At 70.4% G+C, this 22,413-nt stretch carries 18 protein-coding genes; 3 read left to right on the top strand and 15 right to left on the bottom strand.

Translation table 11 applies throughout. From position 1 onward, the window contains the following. The 7 genes from BKN51_RS40345 to BKN51_RS40315 all read right to left on the bottom strand — a co-directional run bounded on the left by BKN51_RS40345 (nucleotide 1) and on the right by BKN51_RS40315 (nucleotide 10,084). Nucleotides 1-1,383, bottom strand: a complete 1,383-nt coding sequence (locus BKN51_RS40345; protein WP_101612560.1) for an extracellular solute-binding protein — start codon at nucleotides 1,381-1,383, stop codon at nucleotides 1-3. Between the two features lie 10 nt (nucleotides 1,384-1,393). Next, complete coding sequence (locus BKN51_RS40340) at nucleotides 1,394-2,644, bottom strand: ROK family transcriptional regulator (protein ID WP_101612559.1); 1,251 nt, start codon at nucleotides 2,642-2,644, stop codon at nucleotides 1,394-1,396. A 274-nt stretch (nucleotides 2,645-2,918) separates the two neighbouring features. Next, nucleotides 2,919-3,932 carry an NAD(+) diphosphatase gene (nudC, locus tag BKN51_RS40335; protein WP_101612558.1) on the bottom strand — a complete coding sequence of 338 codons (1,014 nt, stop codon included), beginning with the start codon at nucleotides 3,930-3,932 and terminating at the stop codon, nucleotides 2,919-2,921. Further along, nucleotides 3,932-5,308, bottom strand: coding sequence for a M16 family metallopeptidase (locus tag BKN51_RS40330; protein ID WP_101612557.1), 1,377 nt, complete (start codon nucleotides 5,306-5,308; stop codon nucleotides 3,932-3,934). Before BKN51_RS40330 ends, nudC begins: the two co-directional genes overlap by 1 nt. Further along, nucleotides 5,305-6,615, bottom strand: a complete 1,311-nt coding sequence (locus BKN51_RS40325) for a M16 family metallopeptidase (protein ID WP_101612556.1) — start codon at nucleotides 6,613-6,615, stop codon at nucleotides 5,305-5,307. Before BKN51_RS40325 ends, BKN51_RS40330 begins: the two co-directional genes overlap by 4 nt. Before the next feature lie 21 nt (nucleotides 6,616-6,636). After that, nucleotides 6,637-8,274 carry a DUF2207 family protein gene (locus BKN51_RS40320; protein ID WP_101612555.1) on the bottom strand — a complete coding sequence of 546 codons (1,638 nt, stop codon included), beginning with the start codon at nucleotides 8,272-8,274 and terminating at the stop codon, nucleotides 6,637-6,639. Nucleotides 8,275-8,314: 40 nt separating this feature from the next. Beyond that, the gene (locus BKN51_RS40315; RefSeq protein ID WP_101612554.1) at nucleotides 8,315-10,084 is read right to left on the bottom strand and encodes a DUF2207 family protein; all 1,770 of its coding nucleotides are present in this window, start codon (nucleotides 10,082-10,084) and stop codon (nucleotides 8,315-8,317) included. Nucleotides 10,085-10,465: 381 nt separating this feature from the next. Here BKN51_RS40315 and BKN51_RS40310 point away from each other — a divergent pair, with 381 nt between their 5' ends. Continuing rightward, on the top strand, nucleotides 10,466-11,632 hold the full coding sequence (locus tag BKN51_RS40310; RefSeq protein ID WP_233223104.1) for a neutral zinc metallopeptidase: 1,167 nt from the start codon (nucleotides 10,466-10,468) through the stop codon (nucleotides 11,630-11,632). A 622-nt stretch (nucleotides 11,633-12,254) separates the two neighbouring features. Here BKN51_RS40310 and BKN51_RS40305 read toward each other — a convergent pair. Then, entirely contained in the window at nucleotides 12,255-13,172 is a 918-nt protein-coding gene (locus BKN51_RS40305; RefSeq protein WP_101612552.1) for an RDD family protein, read from the bottom strand. A gap of 61 nt (nucleotides 13,173-13,233) precedes the next feature. On the opposite strand from BKN51_RS40305, the gene BKN51_RS40300 reads away from it, so the two are divergent. Both BKN51_RS40300 and BKN51_RS40295 read left to right on the top strand, forming a co-directional pair. Then, the gene (locus tag BKN51_RS40300) at nucleotides 13,234-14,241 is read left to right on the top strand and encodes a stage II sporulation protein M (protein WP_101612551.1); all 1,008 of its coding nucleotides are present in this window, start codon (nucleotides 13,234-13,236) and stop codon (nucleotides 14,239-14,241) included. Nucleotides 14,242-14,258: 17 nt separating this feature from the next. After that, nucleotides 14,259-15,332, top strand: a complete 1,074-nt coding sequence (locus BKN51_RS40295; RefSeq protein WP_101612550.1) for a hypothetical protein — start codon at nucleotides 14,259-14,261, stop codon at nucleotides 15,330-15,332. Between the two features lie 75 nt (nucleotides 15,333-15,407). Here the strand turns inward: BKN51_RS40295 and BKN51_RS40290 are convergent, their stop codons facing one another. The 7 genes from BKN51_RS40290 to BKN51_RS40260 all read right to left on the bottom strand — a co-directional run bounded on the left by BKN51_RS40290 (nucleotide 15,408) and on the right by BKN51_RS40260 (nucleotide 22,213). Continuing rightward, nucleotides 15,408-16,190 carry a hypothetical protein gene (locus BKN51_RS40290; RefSeq protein ID WP_101612549.1) on the bottom strand — a complete coding sequence of 261 codons (783 nt, stop codon included), beginning with the start codon at nucleotides 16,188-16,190 and terminating at the stop codon, nucleotides 15,408-15,410. Between the two features lie 86 nt (nucleotides 16,191-16,276). Continuing rightward, on the bottom strand, nucleotides 16,277-17,023 hold the full coding sequence (locus tag BKN51_RS40285; protein WP_101612548.1) for a maleylpyruvate isomerase family mycothiol-dependent enzyme: 747 nt from the start codon (nucleotides 17,021-17,023) through the stop codon (nucleotides 16,277-16,279). 58 nt (nucleotides 17,024-17,081) lie between these two features. After that, nucleotides 17,082-18,368: a DUF58 domain-containing protein gene (locus BKN51_RS40280; RefSeq protein WP_101612547.1), complete on the bottom strand. Its 1,287-nt coding sequence runs from the start codon at nucleotides 18,366-18,368 to the stop codon at nucleotides 17,082-17,084. Further along, the gene (locus tag BKN51_RS40275) at nucleotides 18,368-19,357 is read right to left on the bottom strand and encodes an AAA family ATPase (protein WP_233223103.1); all 990 of its coding nucleotides are present in this window, start codon (nucleotides 19,355-19,357) and stop codon (nucleotides 18,368-18,370) included. The genes BKN51_RS40280 and BKN51_RS40275 overlap by 1 nt, the downstream gene beginning before the upstream one ends. After that, nucleotides 19,354-20,478, bottom strand: coding sequence for a DUF4350 domain-containing protein (locus tag BKN51_RS40270; RefSeq protein ID WP_101612545.1), 1,125 nt, complete (start codon nucleotides 20,476-20,478; stop codon nucleotides 19,354-19,356). Before BKN51_RS40270 ends, BKN51_RS40275 begins: the two co-directional genes overlap by 4 nt. Further along, complete coding sequence (locus BKN51_RS40265) at nucleotides 20,475-21,116, bottom strand: DUF4129 domain-containing protein (RefSeq protein WP_101612544.1); 642 nt, start codon at nucleotides 21,114-21,116, stop codon at nucleotides 20,475-20,477. Before BKN51_RS40265 ends, BKN51_RS40270 begins: the two co-directional genes overlap by 4 nt. After that, a complete protein-coding gene (locus BKN51_RS40260; RefSeq protein ID WP_101612543.1) occupies nucleotides 21,110-22,213 on the bottom strand; it encodes a hypothetical protein in 1,104 nt (367 codons plus the stop codon). Before BKN51_RS40260 ends, BKN51_RS40265 begins: the two co-directional genes overlap by 7 nt. Between the last annotated feature and the right edge of the window lie 200 nt (nucleotides 22,214-22,413).

Genomic DNA, 22,413 nt, shown 5'->3' with positions numbered 1-22,413 from the left:
TCAGCCGCCGGCGCGTTTCTGGGCCAGCTCGTCGTTGATCTGAGCGTCGACCTGCTTGAGACCCGCGGTCATGTCGGGGATGTTGCCCGCCTGCCACTTCTCCGCGAAGTCGTTGACGGCCTTGAGGTGCGCGTCGCCGATCGGGGTCGACGGGTTGGGAAGCAGCTTCCCGCCGTTGTACAGATCGAGGAACGTCTTGAACTCGGGCGTGACCTCGAGCTTCGGGTCGGTCAGCGCGGCCTTGGTGCTCGGCACGTTCTTGAGCCCGTTCGACAGCTCGACGAGCGTCGACGTGTCGAGGGTGACCTGCTTGATCAGTTCCCAAGCGGCACCGGGGTTCTTGGCGCCCTTGGGGATCGCGATGATCGTGCCCGTGGTGAACGCGCCGCCGTAACGGTCCGGCTTGCTGTCGAGCACCGGCGGGGCCGCGGTGCCGAACTTCAGTTCCGGCGCCTGGTCCTTGATGAACGCGGTGCGGTACTCGCCGTCGATCATCATCGCGAGCTTGCCGCGCTGGAAACCGTGGTCCGCCGAGTACTCCTCGCCGAGACCGGCCTTGAACTGCTCGACCTTGGCGTGGCCGCCGTAGAAGTCGACGAGCTGCTTCTGGAAGTCGAACATCGACTTCCACTCGGGGCTGTCGGCCAGGTGGGACTGCCCGTCGGGGCCGAGGTAGGTGGCGCCGAAGTTCGGGGCCCAGTACTGCGCGTAGTTGGCGTAGAACGGCATCGACGGCAGGAAGCCGGCGACCTTGATCGAGCCGTCCGGGTTGAACTCGGTCAGCTTCTTGGTGGCCTCGAACAGTTCCGAGGTCGTCTTCGGCGGCGAGGTGACGCCCTTCGCCGCGAACATCTCCTTGTTGTAGTAGAAGCCGTAGACGTCGGCGAGCAGCGGCATGGCGCAGCGCTTGCCCTGGAACTCGGTGTAGCTGCGGACGGCGTCGGGGATCTGCGTCAGGTCGATCTTGTCGCGATCGATGTAGGGCTTCAGATCCTGGAAGCTGCCCGTGGAACACCAGGCGCCGAGGTTGTCGGTGAAGAACGAGATCGCCACGTCCGGCGGGTTGCCACCGCGGATGGACTGGGTGATCTTGTCGTCGTCCTGCTGGCCTTCGTGCTTGATCTCGATGTTCGGGAACTTCGCCTTGAGCTTGTTGAGCCCGGCGGTGACCACGTTGTACTCGCGGTCGGTGAACTTGCTGTAGACGGTCAGCGTGAGCTTCGCGTCCGAGGCGGGGGCGGCCGCCGGGTCACCCGAACCACTGTTCGGGCCGCTTGCGGCGCCCGAACAAGCGGACACCAGTGCGGCGACGGTGACCGCGCCGAGCACTATCGAGCCGCGCCAACGGCGGCCACTTCTCCGAACCTGGGTCGTGGAACTCATGACCCTCCTCCTAATTGGTTGGGGCGGGAGACGGTGGTTCTGTTCGTGATTCGGGGATCGCCGCGAGCTGACCGGGCTCTCCCGCCCCGGACCTGCGGGGCCCGAGGAGCGAAGGGGTGTTGACGCCGAAGACGTCCCTGCGGACAGTGGCGAGGGCGGATTGAAGGGCGCCCTCGCGCACCGCGTTGCCCTGCACCGAAGCGACCCCGACGGGGGTGCGGGGCAGAACGAGCTCGTGCAGCCTTTTCGCCACCAGTGCGGCGAATTCGTCGCCACCGGCCCGGCTGGTGTCACCGGAAAGAAGCACGAGTTCGGGGTCGACGACCGCGATCAGCCCGGCCGCGCCACTCGCGACGCGGCGGGCGAGGTCGTCGAGGAAGGCTTGGTTGCCGTCTTGTCGTGCCTTGGCGACGGCGTCCGCGCCGTCCTCGGCCTCGATGCCGTGCGCGGCGGCCAGCTCGACGACCGCAGGTGACGCGACGAGGTCACCGAAACGATCTCCGGCGCGAGGTTTGGTGCCCGGGGTGGCGACGGAAACCGGGTCGGGGACACGCATCCAGTCGATCTCGCCACCACCGCCGGTCGCGCCGCGCAGCAGCCGCCGCCCGACCACCACCGCGCCGCCGACGCCGTCGCTGAGCCAGATCATCACGAAGTCGTCGAGACCGACGGCCTGGCCGACGGTCATCTCCACGATCGCGACGAGGTTGACGTCGTTCTCGATGGTGACGCCGACGCCGAGTTCCTCGCTGAGCCTGGTCGGCACGTCGAAGCCGAGCCAGCCGGGAATGTGCGGTGCCGACGAGAGCAGACCGGTGCGCGGGTCGAACGCGCCCTGCGCGCCGATGACCACGTGACGGAGGTCGGTGGCGGCGAGCCCGGCTTGACCGGCGACATGGGTGAGCGCCGCGCCGAAGGTGCCGACGACGTCCGCTCCCTCGTGAACCGGCAACGGGACCTGGTACTCCGCGAGCACCGCGCCCGTGACGTCGGCGACGACGAAGTCGGCTTTCTGGGGCGTCAGGTCCACGGCCGCGACGTAGGCGACACCGCCGTTGACCTGCCAGAGCTGCGCCCTCGGCCCACGGCCCCCACCGCGCACGCCCGCCTTGGCGACGACGTCGTCCTGTTCGAGGCGGGTGAGCAACTGCGCCGTCGCGGGCTTCGACAGGCCGATCGCGACCTCGAGCTCGGAGCGCGTCAGCGGGCCGTCCCTGAGGAGGACCTCGATGGCCGCGCGATCGTTGATCTCGCGCAGCATTCGCGGACTACCGGCTCGCACTGGGGCTCGCTCCCGACTTCGTTAGGAAACTTTACAGACGGTTTTCGGGGACTGTAGTGAGCCGAACCACAGCCGTCAACGGGCCTGGGAAACGGGGAGGTAACGCTTGCCGTGTTCCGCACAGTGGGTATCCGTACCGATGCGGAGGGTGGCCGCGAGTGGACCTGGGGCCGGACGCAATGAAAGGCCCGTTACTTGCAAATTTTGCAAGTAACGGGCCTTTCATTGCACTCGCGTACGGGGACGCCCGGGGTCAGACGCCTGCCCAAGCCGCCAACATGACGCGCGCGATCGACGAGTTCCCCGGCAGCACCAGCTGCCGCGTGCCACCGGCGATCGGGGTCGGCACGGCGCCCGCGTTCCGCAGCTGACTGTTCGCGAAAGCGGCCCGTACCTCCGAGCGCGAAACCCAGAACGCCTCTTCGATCTCGCCCTCCGCGGGCACGATCGTCGAGGAGATGTCGGCCCGCGCGGTGAAACCGAGCATGATCGACCGCGGGAACGGCCACGGCTGGCTGCCGAGATAGCGCACGTCGCGCACGTCGACGCCGACCTCTTCGCGGATCTCCCGCTCGACACAGCCTTCGAGCGACTCCCCCGCCTCGACGAACCCGGCGAGGATCGAGTACCGGTTTTCCGGCCAGATCGGCTGCCGCGCCAGCAGGACGTGCTCGCCGTTGACGCCGGCGTCGTCGTGCACGAGGCAGATGACGGCGGGGTCGGTGCGCGGGTACTCCTCCCGGCCGCAGCCGGTGCACTTGCTCGCCCAGCCCAGCTGGACCACTTCGACCGGGCTCCCGCAGCGCGTGCAGAACTTCGCCTGCCGACGCCAGTTCAGCAGCGCCTGCGCGGTGGTGAACAGCCCCGCCGACGCGTCGTCGAGCAGGTCACCGTAGCCGCGCAGGTCGACCCAGATCTCGCCTTCGTGCCGCGGGACCTCTTCGATGACGCCCCAGCTGCCCGCCATTTCGACGGTCTCGGTCTCCCCCGCGGGGCGGCCGGGCAGCGACCAGTAGTCGGTGCCCTGCCACTCCCCCAGGAAGACCGCGTCGGCGGGCGGCTCGGCGCCGAAGTCCTGCGTCTTGCGGGTCGCGAGCGAGCCGGAACCCTCGACCACCGGGGTGCGCGCGTGCTCGTCGAGCAGCACGACGCGCGCGTCCGGCCAGCGCTCGGCGAGCCTGTCCGGGTTGGTGCGCAAGGATTCCTGACGGTCCGCCGTGGAGCGCGAAAGCGTCGGGAGCGCCCCTAACCCGAACGGCGTCTCCATCAGGTGGGCTCCCCGACGGTCACGTCGCCCAGTGCCTTCAGCTTCGGCGCGAGGACGTCGGCGTCGCCGACGACGACCCCGGTGAACCGCTGGGGCGCGAAGAACTCCAGCGCGGCGTTCGCCACGTCCTCGGCGGTGACCGCGGCGAGCCGGGCCGGGTGCTCGGCGAGCCATTCGGCGCCCAGTCCGGTCGCGGCGAGCGCGGCCAGCTGCGCGGCGAGGCCCGCCTGCGACGACGCCGACGTGACCAGCGAGCCGATCGCGTACTGCCGGACCGACTCGACCTCGTCGGCGGTCGGCGGCACGAGACCGAGCCTGGCCAGCTCGTAGCGCGTCTCCAGGAGCGCGGCGGCGGTCGCGTCGGTCGCGGTGTCCGCATCGACGTTCACCACGGCGGTCTGGTCCGTGAACTCGAAGCCGGAGTGGGCGCTGTAGGTGTAACCCTTGTCCTCACGGATGTTCTCGACCAGCCGCGACGAGAAGTATCCGCCGTACGCGAGGTTCGCCAGCTGCAAAGCGGCGTACCGCGGGTCCGTGCGCGGCACGGTCTGCGCGGACAGCCGGATCTGCGACTGCACGGCACCCGCGCGCGGCACCAGCAGGACGTTGCCGCCGGTGAGGTCGGGCAGCGCGGGCAGGCGGACGGCGGAGCGGTCCGAAGCCCAGCCGCCGAGCGCCTTCTCCAGGTCGCCGATGACGGTCTGCGGGTCGATGTCGCCGACGAGCACCAGCACGGATCCGCGCGGCAGCACCGAAGCCTGGTGCAGCGCGCGCACCTGCTCCGGCGTCACGACGGCGACGTCTTCGGCCTGCGGGACCTCGCGCACCGCGGGGTGGTTCCCGTAGCGGTGCTTCTGCAGCGCCTCGCGGGCGATCGTCCTCGGCTGGGTGCGGGAGACGGCGATCCGCTCGATCAGCCGTTCGCGTTCCCGCGCGACCTCGGCGTCGGCGTACGACGCGCCGGTGAGCGCGTCGGCGAGGACGTCGAGCATCGTCGGCAGGCCCTCGGCCAGCGAGGTACCGGAGATGGACAGCCGCTCCGGGTCGACACCGGACCCCAGGTCACCACCGATCAGGGCCAGATCCGCGTCGATTTCGATGCGGTCGCGGCGGGCGGTGCCGGTCAGCAGGGTCTCGGCCAGCACTTCGGCGGTCGCCGGGTGCAGTGCGTCTTCGCCGGCGAACGGGATCCACACCCGCAGCTCGACCAGCGGCACGGTGGCCTTGCGGACGGCGAGCACGCGCAGGCCGTTGCTCAGTGTGGTGTCCACATGGGACAGATCGGCGGCGGCGCGCTGCGTCCCCAGCGACGGGACCGGACGGGGCCCGGCGGCCGTGCGGCCGATCTCCTCGGCGGTGCGGTGCGGTGCGCTCACTGCTCGGTACCTTCCTGCTCGGATTCGACACTGCCGCTGCCGGGACGGACGACGAGGACGGCGCGCGAGTCCGGCCGCAGCGCCTTCGCCGCCGCCGAGACGGCTTCACCGGTGACCGCCGACATCTTCTCGGCGAGCCGGTACACCAGCGACGCGTCGCCGTAGAGCAGCTCGAACGAGCCGAGGGCGAGCGTGCGGGACACCAGCTTGTCGTGCTCGGAGTGCAGGCTCGCGGCCCAGCGCGCGGTGACCTTCTTCAGTTCCTGGTCCTCCGGCGGCGTGGCCGCCAGCTTCTCCAGTTCGTCGTCCAGCGCGGCGAGCACCTGCTCGGTGCTCACCTCGGGCGGGTGGATCGCGGTGATGGTGAACGTGTCCGGGTCGCGGGCCTCGAACGGGCCGAACAGCCCGGCGCCCGCGCCGATGTCGACGACCAGCGGCTCGCGGTGCACCATGCGCTGCTGCAACCGGGAGCCGTCGCCGTCGGACAGCACGCCGGCGAGCACGAGGTTCGCCAGGTAGCCGTCGAGGTCGTTGATCGGATCCGGCATGCGGTAGCCGATGCCGATCGCGGGCAGCGGGGCGTGCTGATCGATCTGCTCGCCGCGCAGCTCACCCTCGGGGGCGGGCTCGGCGAACGAGGGGCGCTCGGGCGCGGGCCGGTGCGGCACGTCGCCGAAGTGTTTCTCGATCAGCTCGCGGGCCTGCTCGACGGTGAAGTCACCGGCGACGGTCAGCACCGCGTTCGCGGGCGAGTAGTAGGTGTCGAAGAAGGCCGCGCAGTCGTCGATGGTGGCCTGTTCGAGGTCCTCGAAACCGCCGTAACCGTTGTGCGCGTTGGGGAACGTCGAGTACAGCACCGGCGGGAGCGTGATCCACGGGAACCCGCCGTACGGCCGGTTCAGCACGTTGAGGCGGATCTCCTCCTTGACCACGTCGATCTGGTTGGCCAGGTTCTCCTGCGTCAGCTTCGGCGCCCGCATCCTGTCCGCTTCGAGGAACAGGGCGCGCTCGAGAGCCGCGGCGGGGAGCACCTCGAAGTAGTCCGTGTAGTCCGGATGGGTGGAACCGTTGAAGCTCCCACCACTCGACTGGACGTACCGGAAGTGCGCGAGCTTCTCCAGGCTCTCGCTCCCCTGGAACATCAAATGCTCGAAGAGGTGCGCGAAACCGGTGCGCCCTTCGGGCTCGGAACGGAAGCCCACGTCGTAGTGGACGCTGACACCCACCACCGGAGCGGTCGCGTCGGGCGCGAGCACCACGCGCAGACCGTTGTCGAGGGTGAATCGGACAAGCTCGGGATCGGCCATGCGCACCACCCTACGGGCTAGTCAGGCCTCCAGGCGACGACCCTGGCGGGTCGCGGCGAAGGTTCCCACCACCGCGGCCGTGAAGTCGCTCACCCGCGCGATCTCCCCCTCGTCGGCGGCTTCCCTGCCGTACCAGTAGATCTTGGGCCCGCCCTTGAGCGCGGCGAATCCGGCGACCCACTGTTCTTGTTCGCCGAGAGCGAGCGCGTAGGGCAACGCGCGGGAAAGGAGCACCTCGCGTTCGAGCTTCGGGACGGCCGCCGGTTTGGTCGTCAGCAGCGCGTCTCGGACGCCGAGCAGCCGTCTGTGCAGCGTGACTCCGGCGCCGGTGCGCGTCGGCAGCCATCGGGCCGCGACGGCGATGACGGCGCCCGCGGCGATGACGATCAACCCGAGTTGGGCGTATCCGACCGTCAGCGCCAGCAGGATGGTGAGGAACAAACCGTAGAAACAGACACGCAGGCCGACGCGGGTGAGCTTGGCGGGCAGCCGCGAGTACCAGCCGCGTTCGACGACGCTGTCGTCCAAGGCGCCCCGCACCGCTTCGATCCCGATCCGGGCGGCTTGGATCTCCGACAGCAGCACCGACTCCCGCCCGTCCGGCAGCAGGACGTCGAACACCGCGCGTTCGAAGGCGGTCAGCTGCTCGTCCGGCGGGTTGCGGCGGACGAGCCGCCAGCCGGTCAGCTCGCCGGGCTCCTCGCTCACCCACAGGTAGTTCCGGACCGCGAGGTCGACGACCGTAGCGGCGAGGTCGACGGCGTCGGCACGACCCGAAAGGACGAGCCCGGCCTGTCCCGGCAGCACCCCGTCGGGTGACGCGAACGCGGCCTGGTCGTCCTTCCCGGTGAGCAGCCGGACCGGGAGCGCGTCGCCCGGATGTTTGTCCCGCCTCCGCAGCAGGGCCAGCGCCACGGCGGCCGCGACCAGGGCGAGCGCGAAACCGCCCCAGGCCCAGCCCACCGGAGCGGTGAGCACGAACGCGCCCGCGAAGGTCTTCGACGGCTCCAGCCGCGCGTTCGCCGGGACGGTGCCCGCGGGCAGCTCGACCGAGATCTCCATCCGCTGCCCGGCCGCGAGGTTCTGCTGGTTGAACCGGGTCAGCCCGGAATGCGAGATCTGGGCACCGCCGCAGTGCGCCCGCGAGCCCTCGGGCCCGGCGAAACAGGTGACCGCGTTCGGGATGGACGGCGCGGCGAAGCTCGCGCGCACGAGTTCGAGCCGTCCGTCCCAGCCGCCCGCGACCTGCCAGCCGACCCGCACCAGGCCGTCGGCTTCGGCGACCGCACCGTCCACTGTGTACCGGACGATCGAGGTGCCGCCCTTGAGCCGGATGGTGAACTCGTCGTCGGTCAGCTCGGAGTTGCCCGCGCCTTCGATGACGACGTCACGGATGCCGATGATCCGGTCGCGGTCGCGCGGGGCGGCCGTGCGGAGCGGGATGCGACGGGTCATCGTCGCCTCGCTCGGCACGGACACCGCCTCGACGACCGAGAGGGCGCCGTCGCGTTCGACCTTGAGCGAGATCTCCGCGCTGTTGGGGAGCGCGGGCAACGACGGTTCGCCCTGCGCTCCCGCCGGTGCCGCGCCCAGCACCAGCAGGAGCACCAGCACCACCAGGAGGGCGCAAGCAGTCCTCTTGGTGCGGTAGTTGCGCATGCAAGGACCGCAACCAGAGGACGAATCGCGGGAGTTCACGTCAGGCGGGGACCGGTTCCGGGCGGATCGAGCGCAGGTGCCCGGATTCGGCGAGGAGTCCGTCCAAAGCGGACAGGAACGACGGCAGATGCGCGGCGAACCGGCGCAGGTCCCGATCGCCTTCGAGGCCGCCGAACCAGTACAGCCCGGCCGAACCGTCCGCCGACGGGTCGAGCGCCTCGAACGTCCGGAGCCAGTGTTCGGCGTCGCCGAGTACGATCGCGTACGGCAGCGACCGGGAGAACACCATTTCCCGGTCCGCCAAGGGAATGCCGTCGACCTTGACCGTGTGCAGGTATTCGAGCAACCCGCGCACCTGGCCGACCAGGCGCCTGCCGCGTGAGGTCCTCGGCGGCACCCACGACGCGCCGAGCAGCGCGGCGACCCCGGCGAGCGCGACCGCGACGCCGAGCAGCGCGTGGCCCGCCGTGAATGTCAGGACCGCGGTGCCCACGAGACCGAGCGCGACCAGGCCGATGCCCGCCCAGGTGAGCTTGCTCTTGCCCTTGTCGGGGCGGCGCGAGAACCAGCCCTTGCGCACGACGTCGGCGTACATCGCCTCGCCCGCGACGCGGAGATCGACGGTGCCGCGGCCGCGGAGTTCCGACAGCAGCACGGAATCGGTGCCCTCGGGCAGGAGCGCGGTGTAGATCTCGCGCTCGAAGGCGACGAGGTGCTCGTCCGGCGCGTTGCGGCGGGCGATCTGCCAATCGACGGTGCCCGCGCCGCGGACCTCGGCGATCCACAGGTAGTTGCGGACCGCGAGGTCGACCACCGTGCCGCTGACGTCCACGACGTCGACAGTCTCGTCGACGACCGTCCCGACCTGGCCGGGCAGGACCCCGTCGGGAGAGGCGAAGGAGACCCTGTCGCCGTCTCGCATGAGGACGTCGACCGGGCCGGTGCCCGCGGTGAGCGCGCCCTTGTCGCGGCGGCGCAGCAGCAGGATCGCCAGCGCGCCGAGCAGGAGGAACAGTGCCAGCGCCCCGAAACCGATGCCGGTGAGCGTGGTGAGGGCGAACGCGCCGCCGACCGAGGAGAGCTGCTCGAACCGCGCGTTCGCGGGCACCGTGCCCGCCGGGAGCTGGACGGCGAGATCGACCCGTTCGCCCGCCGCGAGCTTGTCCTGCTCGATGCGGACGACACCGCTGTGGTCGGTCTCCGCGAGCGAACACTGCCTGTCCGAACCGAGCGGCCCGGCGAAACAGTCCACGGTGGGCATTTCGCGCGTCGGCGCGCTGAACGAAGCGGACACGCGGGACAGCTCGCCGTCCCAGCCGCTCGCGACCTGCCAGCGCACCTGCTGCGCGCCGTTGACGTCGGCGACCGCTCCGTCCACTTTGTACTTGAGGGTGGCGGCGCCGCCGTCGAAGGTGGCGACCAGCTGCTCGCCGTTCGACTCGGCCTTGCCCGCGCCCTCCACCGAGACGTCGCGGACCCCGTAGACGCGGTCCTGCTCTTCACCCGCCGGAACCCGCAACGGGATCCGGCGGACGAGATGCTGTCCACCCGGGACGGTCACCTGCTCGGTGATCGACACGGAACCGTCGCGTTCCACCTTCACCGCGACGTTCGCGGACGCGCCGCTCGGCGGCTGGAGCAGCCCGAGCTGGCCGCGCGCGCCCAGTGGCGGCGGCTTCGGCAATTGTGGCGCGTTCGTCAGCGAAGGGCCCGCTTCGGGCGCCTCCGGAACATTCGAATCCGACGGCGGGGCCATCAAGGCCGAGCTCGCCGCGACGGCCACGACCGCCGTCCCCCATTTCGTCAACACAGCCACACACTCTAGGGCAGCCGATCTATGCTGACCGCCGAATCGCCGAATCCGCCACCTGGGCGAACGGCGTTGCAGACCGCATGGGGGATCCACTCGATGAACCACCAGCCGCCCGGCCCGCCTGACCCGCGGCGCCGGCCGACTCCGCCACCGACTCCACCGCCACGGCCACCGCAGGGCGGCCGCCCGCTGCCGCCGCCGGGCGCGCGCCCGCTGCCGCCGCGCGGTGGTCCGCCGATGCCGCCGCCGAACCGGCCGGGCCCCGTTCCGCCGGGTCGCCCCGTCCCACCCGGACAGCCGGGCCCGGGTCAGCGGCCGCCGGTATCGCGGCCGACGCCGGTCCCACCGCCGTACCGGCCGGGTCCGCCGAGCGGCGGGATGCCGCTGCCCCCACCGGGCGCGGCCCCGCTGCCGCCGCCGCGGATCGGGGCACCGGTCCCGTTCCAGCCCGGCGCCGTCGGCCCGCCGCAACTTCCCTACGGCCCGCGTTTCGCCCAGCCCGCTTTCGCGCCCTACGGGGGATATCGGCCCAAGAAGTCGAACGGCGGGGTGATCGCGGCCGTCGCGATCGTGGCCGTGATGGCGGTGATGGGCGGGCTGATCATGGTGATCGCCATCGCGAACGGCGGCTCACGCCACGTCGCGGACGCCGGGTACTCGAGCTATCCGACGAGCCCGACGACGTCCTCTTCGGACTACACGACGACGACAACGTCCCGTGAGACGTCGACGACCGCCACCCGCTCGCGCGATTCGACGGCGTCGCGCGAGACGTCGACCGGCTCGACCCGCGAGACTTCGGCGAGCCGGGCGCCGTCCGGTCCGCAACCGCATCACAAGCTGGCGGACAACCCGCTGTGGCTCAGTTCCGACGTCGGCCTGCCGAACCAGGCATGCAACCTCTCGCGCTGGGCGAGCAACCCGAACGCGTCGTCGGCGTTCTTCGAAAGCGCGCGGCCCTGCCTGGACAGTGTTTGGCAGCAGGTCATGAGCTACACGAAGCTGCCGTTCCGGGTGCCGACCGTGAAGTACCCGTCCGGCAAGAACTGGTCGAGCCCGTGCGGTGACGCCAGCGGCGGCACGGTGGCGGCGTTCTACTGCTCGCAGAACGAGACGCTGTACATGCCGTACGAAGGCCTTCAGCCCGCCCAGTACGGCAACCGGCCCGGGGTCTACCTCGCGGTCTTCGCCCATGAGTACGCGCACCACATCCAGGCGCTTTCCGGTATCTCGGAGGCCTATTGGGACGCACGGTACGACGCGGGCACCGACTCGGCGGCGGGCCTGGAGATGTCGCGGCGGAACGAACTTTCGGCGCAATGTCTGTCCGGGACGTTCCTGGGCTCGACGGTGGGCCGCGGCGGCTCGGTCGATCAGGCGATGTACCGGGACGCTTGGGGATCTCAGGACCGAGGCGACCACAACGGCGGCCCGCGCGACCACGGCTCCGACGCGCACGCGATCTCGTGGTGGCAGCACGGCGCGCAGAAGAACCGGATAGCGCAGTGCAACACGTGGGCGGCGAACTCGTCCGACGTGTCCTGACGGGCGCAAGTACAGCCCTGCTGCCAGAACCAGATCACTCGCTTCGCCAGAGCAAAATCAGCCGACATCTTCATCGAGCATTGCGGTAACCGCGAAGGGCAGTAGCAAATCGCTCCTGAAGTTCGTGTTCCCGGGTGAAACCACCTGGCCGGTCATGAGCTACCGCCTACCCTGCGTGCCACTCGTTCCTGGAACACCTTCGATCATGAATGCGACTCACCGCGCAACATCAAATCGGTCGTGAGTGGTACGAACGGTTCTTGTGGGGTGAGTCAAAGGTGGCGTGTTCGTGGGTGGGGCCGGTGAGGGGATGAAGGTGCCCTTCGCCGTGTCCGATGCCGAGCAGCCGTGTCGCGAAAGCCACTTTCGGGACGTCTGATGTCCCGAAAGTGGCTTTCGCGACGCCCCGGAAAGGCTGGTGCGCCCCTCACGGTGGCGGAATCGGTGACGGGGCAGGGCAAAGGTGTCGTTGTGGCTGAACCCGAGGTGAGCGAGGGCGTGACTCGCGTGATCAGGAACGGATCTCGCGTGATCGATCACGCGTGAACGCCCATCCCGCCCGCACACGGCACGTTCGCCCTTCTCCTCAAAGAGAACCGTCCTTACCACTCACGACGAGCCGTCAGCCTGGTGGTGCGAAGGGGTTCTCCGGCACCGGCTCCGGAGGAGCGGCAGGCTGGGCGATCGGCTGTGCCACGGGCTGGGTGACCGGCGCGGGAGCGACCGCCTGCGGATAGTGCGGCGCCTGCGGAGAGTACGGCGGCTGCCCGTACTGAACCGGCGGCTGCAGCTTCGCCTGGTCCCGCTGCCGACGCTCGGCCAGCACCGCCGACAGGTACGCCCAAGCAGGGACCCCCGGCGGCACCGGTGCCCCGATCGTCGCCGCGACCTGCTGCGCGAGCCCGTGCCCGAGGGCTTCGACGGCTTCGGGGCGAAGCTCGCTCGTGCGGCTCAAGTACTGGCGGACGGCCAGCGCGAGCTCGTTCGGGAGCCGGGTCAGGTCCAGTTGGGAGGCCCAGTACGCCAGCTGCGGCGGCATCCCGACGTACGGCGTCCGGGCGGCGGGCATGCGTTCCCGGATCACCAGGGTGCCGGCGAGGTAGTCGCCGACGCGGCGCCCGTTGGGCGACAGCAGTGACGTGATCACCGCCACGGCGCCGAGCAGGCCCAGCGCCCAGAAGTCGATGAAGAACCCGGCGAGCCCGCGCACCAGCGCGTGCCGGAACCGGACCGGGCCGCCGTCGGTCCGGACCACCCGCAGGCCGAGCGCCATCTTCCCGAGGGTGCGGCCGCGGCTCAGCGTCTCGAAGATCACCGGATAGCCGACCATGATCAGCACGAGCGTCACCAGGAACAGGGTGAGCGCCAGCGCCTCGTCGCCGAACGCGGCGACCTGGCTCAGCACCAGCATCGCGACGAACAGCGCGATCAGCTGGATGGTGACGTCGACGATCATGGCGAGCCCGCGGCTGGCCAGCTTCGCGGCTCGCACGTCCAGGACGACGGCCTCGCCGGTGACTAGTTCGGACTCTTGTTCCACCCGGCAAGCGTAGTGACGAATAGGCTGGGCGACCAAAGACGATCGCCGGGAGGGCTCCGAGTTGGACGTGGACGTGTTCGTCGCCGCGCACCAGGCCGAATGGAACCGGCTGCGTGACCTCGTCGGCCGCGCCGGGAAACTCAGCGGCCCGGACGCCGACGAGCTGGTGACGCTGTACCAGCGCGTCGCGACGCATCTTTCGATCATCCGCTCGGTCGCGCCCGACCCCGTGCTCGTCGCGCATCTGTCCGGCCTGGTCGCGAAGGCCCGGTCGGCCGTCACCGGTTCGCACAGTCCCGCGTGGCGCGAGGTCGGGCTGTTCTTCACCCAGCGGTTCCCCGCCGCGCTGTACCTGAGCAGGCGCTGGTGGCTGGCGTCGGCCGCGGCGTCGATCGCGGTGATGGCGATCGCGGCGGTGTGGATCGCCGGTGACCCGCAGGTGCTCGCGTCGCTGGCCTCGCCCGAGGAGTTCAAGGACCTGACCGCGCCGGGCGGCAAGTACGAGACGTACTACTCGTCCGATCCGGCGGGTTCGTTCGCCGCGCGAGTCTGGACCAACAACGCGTGGGTGGCCGCGACCTGCCTGTTCCTCGGCGTCGTGCTGGGTGTCCCGGTGATCTACGCGCTCTGGGTGAACTCGCTGAATCTCGCGATCGGCGCCGCGCTGATGTCGTCGGCCGGACGGCTCGACGTGTTCTTCGGCCTGATCCTGCCGCACGGCCTGCTGGAGCTGACCGCGGTGTTCGTCGCGGCGGGGACGGGGCTGAAGCTCGGCTGGACGGTCATCGACCCGGGACGCCGCTCCCGGACGGCGGCGCTCGGCGAACAGGGCCGATCGGTCGTGGTGATGGCGCTGGGGCTGACAGCGGTGCTGTTTGTCTCCGGCGTGATCGAGGGTTTCGTGACGCCTTCGGGCCTGCCGACCTGGGCGAGGATCGGCATTGGAGTAGTCGCCGAGGTCGCGTTCCTACTCTACGTGTTCGTCGTGGGGCGCCGGGCCGCGAAAGCGGGCGAAGTGGGTGATGTCGACTGGCGATACGCTGGAGATTCTCGACCGGAAGCGGGCTGACCTGGTTAGCTCCTCCCATGGGGAGAAAACGTTTACGCGTATTCGCGATAGTCGTCCTGTCCATTCTCGCCTCGACGCTCCTCGTCGGCGCGTCCCAGGCCCGAACCGCGGCCGCGCCCGCGGGCAAAACGAACTGGGTGGTGAGCGTCGGCGGATTCCGCACCGACGCCGACCGCAACTACGTCCGGCTCGGCTATCTCGTCTTCAACCCCGCCGACAACACCGTCGCGCACAACTTCTGGACCTGGAACCAGGCGGACTTCCCCGCCCCGGTCAACAGCGGCGACGTCTACTACTGCGGCGAGTGGACCGGGGGGACCAATCCCCGCAACAACTGTCCGATCAAGACGGCGCCCGGTTTCACCGGTGAGCCGAACGGCCACTTCACCGGCACCTACACCGAGAACTCCGGGCAGGTGGGCATCACCTGGACCAGCAGCACCGTCGACGGCACCACCTCCCCGGTGAACCTCAAGGAGACCTGGGCGGCTTCGGAGACGCGGCCGGGCCTCGGCCGGATGCAGCTGGTCAGCGACAGCTACTCGATCACCAGCGGGATCGCCTACGGCAGCAACGCCTCCCTGGCGCAGACCAGCAAGGCGCCGATGAGCACGGTCCGCGCGACCCAGCGGTCGTACCTGCTCGAAGGGCAGGCGGTGAACCGCCGCGCGATCACCAACTGGACCCGCGGCGGCAGCGGCGCCCTCGGTGTCGGTCCGGCGTGGAACAAGTGTGACGACAGCTCGTGCCTCGGCTACGTGCAGTACAACTCCGGCTGCGACCCGTCCTCCTGCTGCCCGGCCGGCCCCGGCCACGCGGCGTGCGCGCAGAAGATCATCGACACCGGTGACAGGCGGTTCTACTACCTGAGCGACGCCTTCGGCGGACGGCGCAACAGCTACGAGTTCTGGTGCGAATGCCTGTCCTACAACGGTTGCTACCTCGGCAACAGCCACGTCCGCCCGCTGCTGCAGGTGATCGACGACGCGGGCGCGTTCCAGGGCTGGGTCGGCGCCGAGGTCAGCCCCGACCGGAGCGGCACGCGAGACCCCGCGGGCGAGTACTACTCCAGTTTCGCTTTGGTCGCGTAGAGCTGAAGGGGCCTTTCCCCGCATGCGATGCGGGGAAAGCGCCCTTCGCCGCGTGAGATGCGGGGAAGGGCCCCTTCAGCAGCTACAGCTGCCCTCGAAAGCGATGCTGTTCCCGTCCTCCAGGCTCGCGCTGCCCGCGAACCGGATCTCGAACTCGCCGGGTTCGGTCAGGACGATCTTCGGGCTCGTCGCCGAACCGTCGGCGCCGGTCTTCGCCGTCGCGGTCTCGGCGCCGCCTTCGAAGACCAGCACGTTCTTCGGCCGCGCCGCGCGCACGAAGAAGTTCACCGGCACGTCGGCCGCGGGCTGGCCGTTCTCCCCGATCACGCGCACCACGAACGGCTGCCCCGGCGTCTTCGAGGACAGCCGTTGCCCGTTGCCGGAGAGGATCGCGAGCGTCCGCACCCCGGCGGCCCAGGCGTTGGACAGCCCGGGAAGCGAGCAGACCTCCTGGTAGAGCCGTGCCCCGGCGGTCGGCGACTCGGCCGTCAGGCAGCGCGCGGTCGCGACGTTCGCCAGCAGCACCAGCCCGGGCAGCCCGGCGTTGCGGCGCCACTGCTGGTAGCGGTCCTTTCCGTCGCACGCCACGAGTTTGACGCCGATCCCGTCCACCGGGCTGATCGCCGCCAAGCACTGTCCACTCGCGACGTGTTTGTACGAAAGCGCGGCCTTGTCGTACACCCACAGCGCACCGGCGGCCTTCGCGTCGGCGAGGGCGGGCTTGCCGTCGGCCACGGCCAGGGACACGTTCCCGCCCCCGTCGGCGAGGTAGACCGGGGTCCCGGCGGGTTGCGCGGAAGCGGGTGACACGAGCAGCGCCATCAGGAGCAACGCGAAGAACAGCACGACCTTGCGCAAGCCGGACCCCAATCCTGTCGGTCTGGATCTCCTTCCGAGCTAACCGCCCGCGACACCCGCCGCCAACCGGCACCACCCCATCGGGTTCAGCCGAACCGCACGTGGGTCTGCCACGACTTGAACCAGGCAGGGTCACCGACGACGTCTTGGGCGTCTTTGCGCTGGTAGAGCACCAGCAGCAGATCCGTTAGCGCTCCGCGGACGGTTGCCGCCGCCCCGCGGCGACCCCGCTCCCAAGTGACCGCGGAGCCGCCGAGATCGACGAACCACGCGTGCTCTCCCGCCTCGAAGCCCACCGATCGGCCGTCACCGAGGATCTCCCGCTTCTCCGGCCGGAACTCGAAGTGCTCCGGCAGCGCCTCGAGTTCCATCCACTCGTCGATGGCGTCGAGCACGACCTCGGGCCCGGCGTGGAAGCCGAGTCCCGCGGCGAGGGTCGCGTCCGCGCGGTGGACCAGCGTCTCGTGCGTGAACCGGCGCGCGTAGAACGACGCCGTCCGGTAGTGGAACGGCACCCAGACCTCGGCGTCCGGCCCCGCTTCCCGCAGCGCCGACGCCAGCAGCGAAGCACCTTCCACCAGCCAAGCCCCGGGCAGCGGACCGGAATCGTCGCCGTCCACCTGGCGCACCTGGTCGTCGGGCACCGGCACCGTCGCCCGGGTCCGGACGATCTCCGCCGCCCACCGGTGCCCACCGCCGAGATGACGCACCAGCGCGCCCAACGTCCAGCCGGGACAGGACGGCACGGGCGTGGTCAGTTCGGCGTCCGCCAGTTCGGTCGCGAGCAGTTCGGCCTGGGTGACGATCTCCGCGCAGTGCCGGTCGAATTCCATCTGTTCCTCCTGGTGATCGGTTCACCAGGGAGTCGGAGCCGGTTCGCGGCCCTCGACATCACAGCCGTCCGGCCGCCTTGAGCGCGAGATACCGATCGGCCAGCCGCGGCGGAAGGTCCTCCGGCACGGCGTCGACGACCTCGACCCCGTGCCGCGCCAGCCGCGCGGTGACCTGGCGGCGTTCGGCCAGCACCCGCTCGGCCGCGGCCGCGTCGTAGACGGCTTCCGCGTCGCCGCGGCCCGCCGCCATCTCGGCGACCCGGGGATCGGCCACCGAAGCGATCATGAGCTGATGCCGCGAGGTCAGTTTCGACAGGATCGGGAACAGGCCTTCTTCCAGCGGCGCCGCGTCCAGCCCGGTCAGCAGGACGACCAGCGCGCGCCGCCGGGTCCGCCGAAGCACCTCCGCGACCATTCCCCGCGCGTCGGTCTCGATCAGCGACGGTTCGAGCGGCGCCATCGCGTTCACCAAGGCGGGCAACAGATCCGTCGATCCCTGGACGGCCGCGCGGACCTGACGGTCGTAGGCGAGGAGGTCGACGCGGTCGCCCGCCCGCGCGGCGAGCACGGCCAGCAGCAGGGCCGCGTCCATCGCCGCGTCGAGTCGCGGCGCGTCGCCGACCCGGCCCGCCGAAACGCGGCCGGTGTCGAGGACCAGCACCACGTGCCGATCGCGTTCGGGACGCCAGGTCCGCACCATCACGTCGGACGCGCGTGCCGAGGCCCGCCAGTCGATCGACCGGACGTCGTCGCCGATCACGTACTCGCGCAGGGAGTCGAATTCCGTGCCCTGGCCCCGGATCAGCACCGCGTTGCGGCCGTCGAGCTGCTGCAGCCGCGCCAGCCGCGACGGCAGATGCTTGCGGCTGTGGAACGGCGGCAGCACCCGCACGGTCCACGGCACCTCGTGCGAACCCTGCCGCGCCGCGAGGCCCAGCGGCCCGGTCGACCGGACGGTGACCCTGGCCGCCCGGCGGTCACCGCGCCGGGTCGGCTGGAGCGGAGTGGTCACGACGCGGCGTTCGCCGGCGGGCAGGGAAAAACGGTGCCGGTCGTCCGCGCCCGCGCTGGGCGGCCAGGCGTCCCGGAGCCGGGCGTGCACCGCGCGGCCGCCGGGATTGGCCACGGTCAGCGTGACCTCGCAGGCTTCTCCCAGCCGCACGGACGTCGCGCCGGACCGCGCGAAATGCAGCTTCCGCACGCTCCCGGCGAGCAAGAGATCCAGTACCACCAAAAGAAACAGGACCGCCGCGGCCAGCCCGATCCCGGCCCACGAGGGCAGCAGGAGACCGACCACCGGCGCCGCGAGAAGCGCCAGGAGCCCGAGCCGCCCGGTGACGGCCATCAGCGTGGAACGGGCACGGACGCGAGGACGCGGTCCAGCACACCGTCCGCGGTCGCGCCTTCGAGTTCGGCTTCGGGCCGCAGATCGAGCCGGTGCCGCAAAGACGGCCGTGCCAAGGCTTTGACGTCGTCCGGGGTGGCGTAGTCGCGGCCCGCGAGCCACGCCCACGCCCGCGTCGCGGCCAGCAGGGCCGTCGCTCCGCGCGGGGAAACACCGAGGCGCACGGACGGCAGCGACCGCGTCGCCCGGCAGACGTCGACGATGTAGGCGAGCACCTCGGGGCGCACGGTGACCCCGGCGACCGCACGCCTCGCCGCGTCGAGTTCGGTGGCCCCGGCGACCGGTTTGATCCCGGCCGCGGCCAGGTTGCGCGGGTCGAAACCCTGCGCGTGCCGGGAAAGGATGCCGAATTCGTCCTCGCGGGACGGTGTCGGCATGGTCAGCTTGAGCAGGAACCGGTCCAGCTGCGCCTCGGGCAACGGGTATGTGCCCTCGTATTCGACCGGGTTCTGCGTCGCGATGACGATGAACGGGTCGGGCAGCGGCCGCGTCTTGCCGTCGCTGGAGACCTGACGCTCCTCCATCGCTTCGAGCAGCGAAGACTGCGTCTTCGGCGGGGTGCGGTTGATCTCGTCCGCCAGCAACAGGTTCGTGAAGACCGGGCCCTCGCGGAAGGAGAACTCGCCGCTGTGCGCGTCGTAGACGATGGAGCCGGTGATGTCGCCCGGCATGAGGTCCGGGGTGAACTGCACCCGGGTCGTCTCCAGGTCCAGCGCCGCTGCCAGTGCCCGCACCAGCAACGTCTTCGCCACGCCCGGAACGCCTTCGAGCAGCACGTGTCCCCGGCACAGCAACGCGATGATGAGCCCGGTGACGGCCGCGTCGTTGCCCACCACGGCCTTTCCGACCTCGGCACGCAGGGCGATCAGCGCCGCCCGCGCTTCGGCCGCGGCGTCCCCTGTGTCCACATCGGACTGTTCGGTACTCAAGACCGCTCCACCTCTCGTTCCACGACATCGAGTCCGTCCGCCAGCCGCACCAGCGTGGCGTCGTCGGCGGGCGGGTCCCCGTACAGCAGCGCGCCGATCTCGGCCGGTGCCCGGCCGGTCCGCACGGCGACGGATTCCACCAGTGCCGCGGGTTCGGCGTCGCGGGTGAGCCCCAGCAACGGCCGAAGCCGCGCGCGGGCCGCCTCACGCAGGGTTTCCCCGGCGTGCGAGGCGGCCTTCGCCTTGCGATACAACCGCGCCCGTCCCTCGGTGGCCTCGGCCGCGCGCACCACGACCGGGATCGGCTCGGTCACCACCGGCCCCAGCCGCCTGGAGCGCCACAACGCCAGCAGCACCACCGCGACCCCGGCCTGCAGCGCCGCGTACGACCAGCCCGCCGGGATCAGTTCGGACAGCGGCTTCTTCTCGTTCTCCAGGAAGGGATCGGCCGGTGTCGGCAGGTACCAGACGAGCCGATCGTTCTTCCCGAGCAGCCGCATCGCCAAGGCCGCGTTGCCCTCGTTCGCCAGCCACTCGTTGGTCAGCGGCGCGGGGGCGCCGAGGACGCTCACCGTCCCTTGTGGACCGGGCACTTCCAGGTACGAACCGCCGTAGCATTCCACCGCCCTCGGCTGTGTGGCCGAATACTTCAGGCCGCCCATCGTCGCGCTCCCCGCCGCGACGGGGTCCTTCGCCTGGCAGTCGGGCCGGCGAGTCTCGGTTTCGAGCTCACCCGCCACCCGCACACCGGGAAGGACTTCGTCGACCGTCCCGGGGCTCGGCTGCACCAGGACGACATCGGAAGCGATGCGCCGGAGTTCGGTGAACGTGCGCTTGGGGACGTAGGCGGGCTGGGTGATCAGGACGGTCGCCTTCCCCGCGACGTCGTCGGCCTCGGCCGCCGTGCGCACCGTGATGATCTCGACGCCTTCGCGTTCCAGCAGGGTCGCCAGCGCGCGGCTGCCGCCGGGCTCGTACGAATCCGGCTCGAGCGCGCCGGTGGTCTGCTCGCCTTGGAAGAGGACGAGCAGCGTTCCGGTGAGCACGAGCAGGAGGACGACCGCGAGCGGGAGCCGCACCCCATGCCAGATCCGGCGGGCGTCGGGCGAAACCGAGGTCATCCGGCCACCAGCGCGACGGGCCGGGTACGGCGGCAGCGTTCGTCCAATTCGGACAGTGAGCGGTAGCCGGCCTCGGTGGCCGGGATCCCTCCGTAGTGGACGTCATCGAACAACCGGGCACCGGCGCGCAGCGGAACGGCGACGTCCGGGAGTATCCGCCCGGCTTCGTCGGCGGCCTCGTCGGCCGTCCGGCCCGACTTCTCGTCCAGCAGCGCCCGTTCCTCCAAGGACCGCACCACGGCACGGAACATCTCACGGACGGCGTCGTCGAAGTCGCCCCTCGACGCGGCCTCCCCCGCCGCCCTGCGATGTTCGCCGGACGCCTTGCGCTGCCCGGCGAACACGGCCCGGCCGCCCCTGGCCGACGTCGCCAGCGGGCCGGACCGCAGCCGGATCACCACGACCAGCACGATCAGGACGACGACGAGCAGCACCACGGCGAAGATCCCACCGGGCACGGCGGTGTCGACGGCGTCGAGGAAGCCCAGCAGCTTTTCGAGCACCCAGCTGAACGCCTCGGACAGCCAACTCGGTTTCGCGTTCTGATACGCCTGGCCCGAGAGCTCCTCGGCCGCGCGCAGCCGGGCGGTGTCCCGGTCGATGTCGACCGGGACGTCGGTGAGAAAGCGCGTCACCATGCCTGAGGCGGGGGCGGCGGCGTGATCCCGGCGGCGCGGGCCAGTTCGATGTCCATGCCTTCGCGGCGCATCCGCTGGTCGATGTAGAGGATCACGGTCACCAGCGCGGTGAACGGGCCGACGATCGTCTGCGAGATCACCGTACCCACCGACTGCAGGATCAGGTCACCGGTCGACGGGACGTACATCTCGTTCAGGTTGCCGAAGATCGACATGAAGGCGCCGAAGCTGAACGGCAGCGTGATGATCGACGCCAGGAACGACGCGATCACGGTGGCCAGCAGCAGGATCCCGAAGACCCGCCAGAACATGCCCGAGACCAGCTTCACCGACCGGCGGAACGACTCCATCACCGTGCCGCGTTCGAGGATGAACGCCGGGCTGGCCAGCGCCCAGAAGGTGTAGGGGATGATCGCAGGCAGGAGGCAGAAGATCGCGGCGACCATGATCGCCAGCGTGTAGAGCACGGTCAGCCCGAGCAGCGGCAACAGCCGGGGCGTCGCCTCTTTCAGCGCCTCCTTGAAGGTGACCGGCTTGCCCAGCACGGCCTTGCCCATCAGGACGGTCAGGAAGCCGGTGAGCAGCGTCGTCCCGAGCAGGGTCGCGATGAGGCCGATGAACGACGTCGCCAGTGTCCCGCCGAGCAGGCCGAGCATCTGGTTCAGCAGTTCCTGATCGGTGGCCGCCGGACCGAGATCGCGGACCTGTTCGAGGTCGCTGGTGGTGTCGATCAGCAGCAGCCCGACCAGGTTGATGGCCGCGGTGAGCACGGCGGTGATCGCCGCGGCGCCGAAGACCATCCGCCAGTACTTCCGCATGGCCGTGACCGCGCCGTCGAGGATGTCGGTCAGGTTCAGCGGGCGCAGCGGGATGACCCCGGGCCTGCCGAGGCCGACCTTCCAGTCCGGAACCTGCTGCTGCGGCGGCGGCTGATAGGACGGCAGCGGAGGCGGCGGCGTCACCCCGGACGGGGACTGCCATTGCTGCTCCGGCGCCGATGGCGGCCGCACTTCACCCTGCGGCGGCGTCGGTGCGTCCGCCTGCGGCTTCGGCGTCTCGGTACCTTCCGGCCCGGACGGTCCGCCGGTCTCCGTCATGCGACAGCCCCTTACCCGTTTCGCGTTGCTTACGCACACTCTTCCAGAGGGTCCGACACCCAGCCAGAGCTGGGGTGACGACACTGATGGGTGACCACTCGCCTCACGCTGGATACCCTCTGCAGCCGAGCTGTGGGAGGAGAAGCCGTTAGCTCGTTATGCTGAACATCGGGCCGGGCACCCCCGGTCCGCCCCTAGAA

The organism is Amycolatopsis sp. BJA-103 (assembly GCF_002849735.1).
Classification (GTDB): Bacteria; Actinomycetota; Actinomycetes; order Mycobacteriales; family Pseudonocardiaceae; genus Amycolatopsis.
The sequence above is the reverse complement of the archived record's forward strand: the minus strand, read 5'-3'. Positions and strand labels throughout refer to the sequence as shown.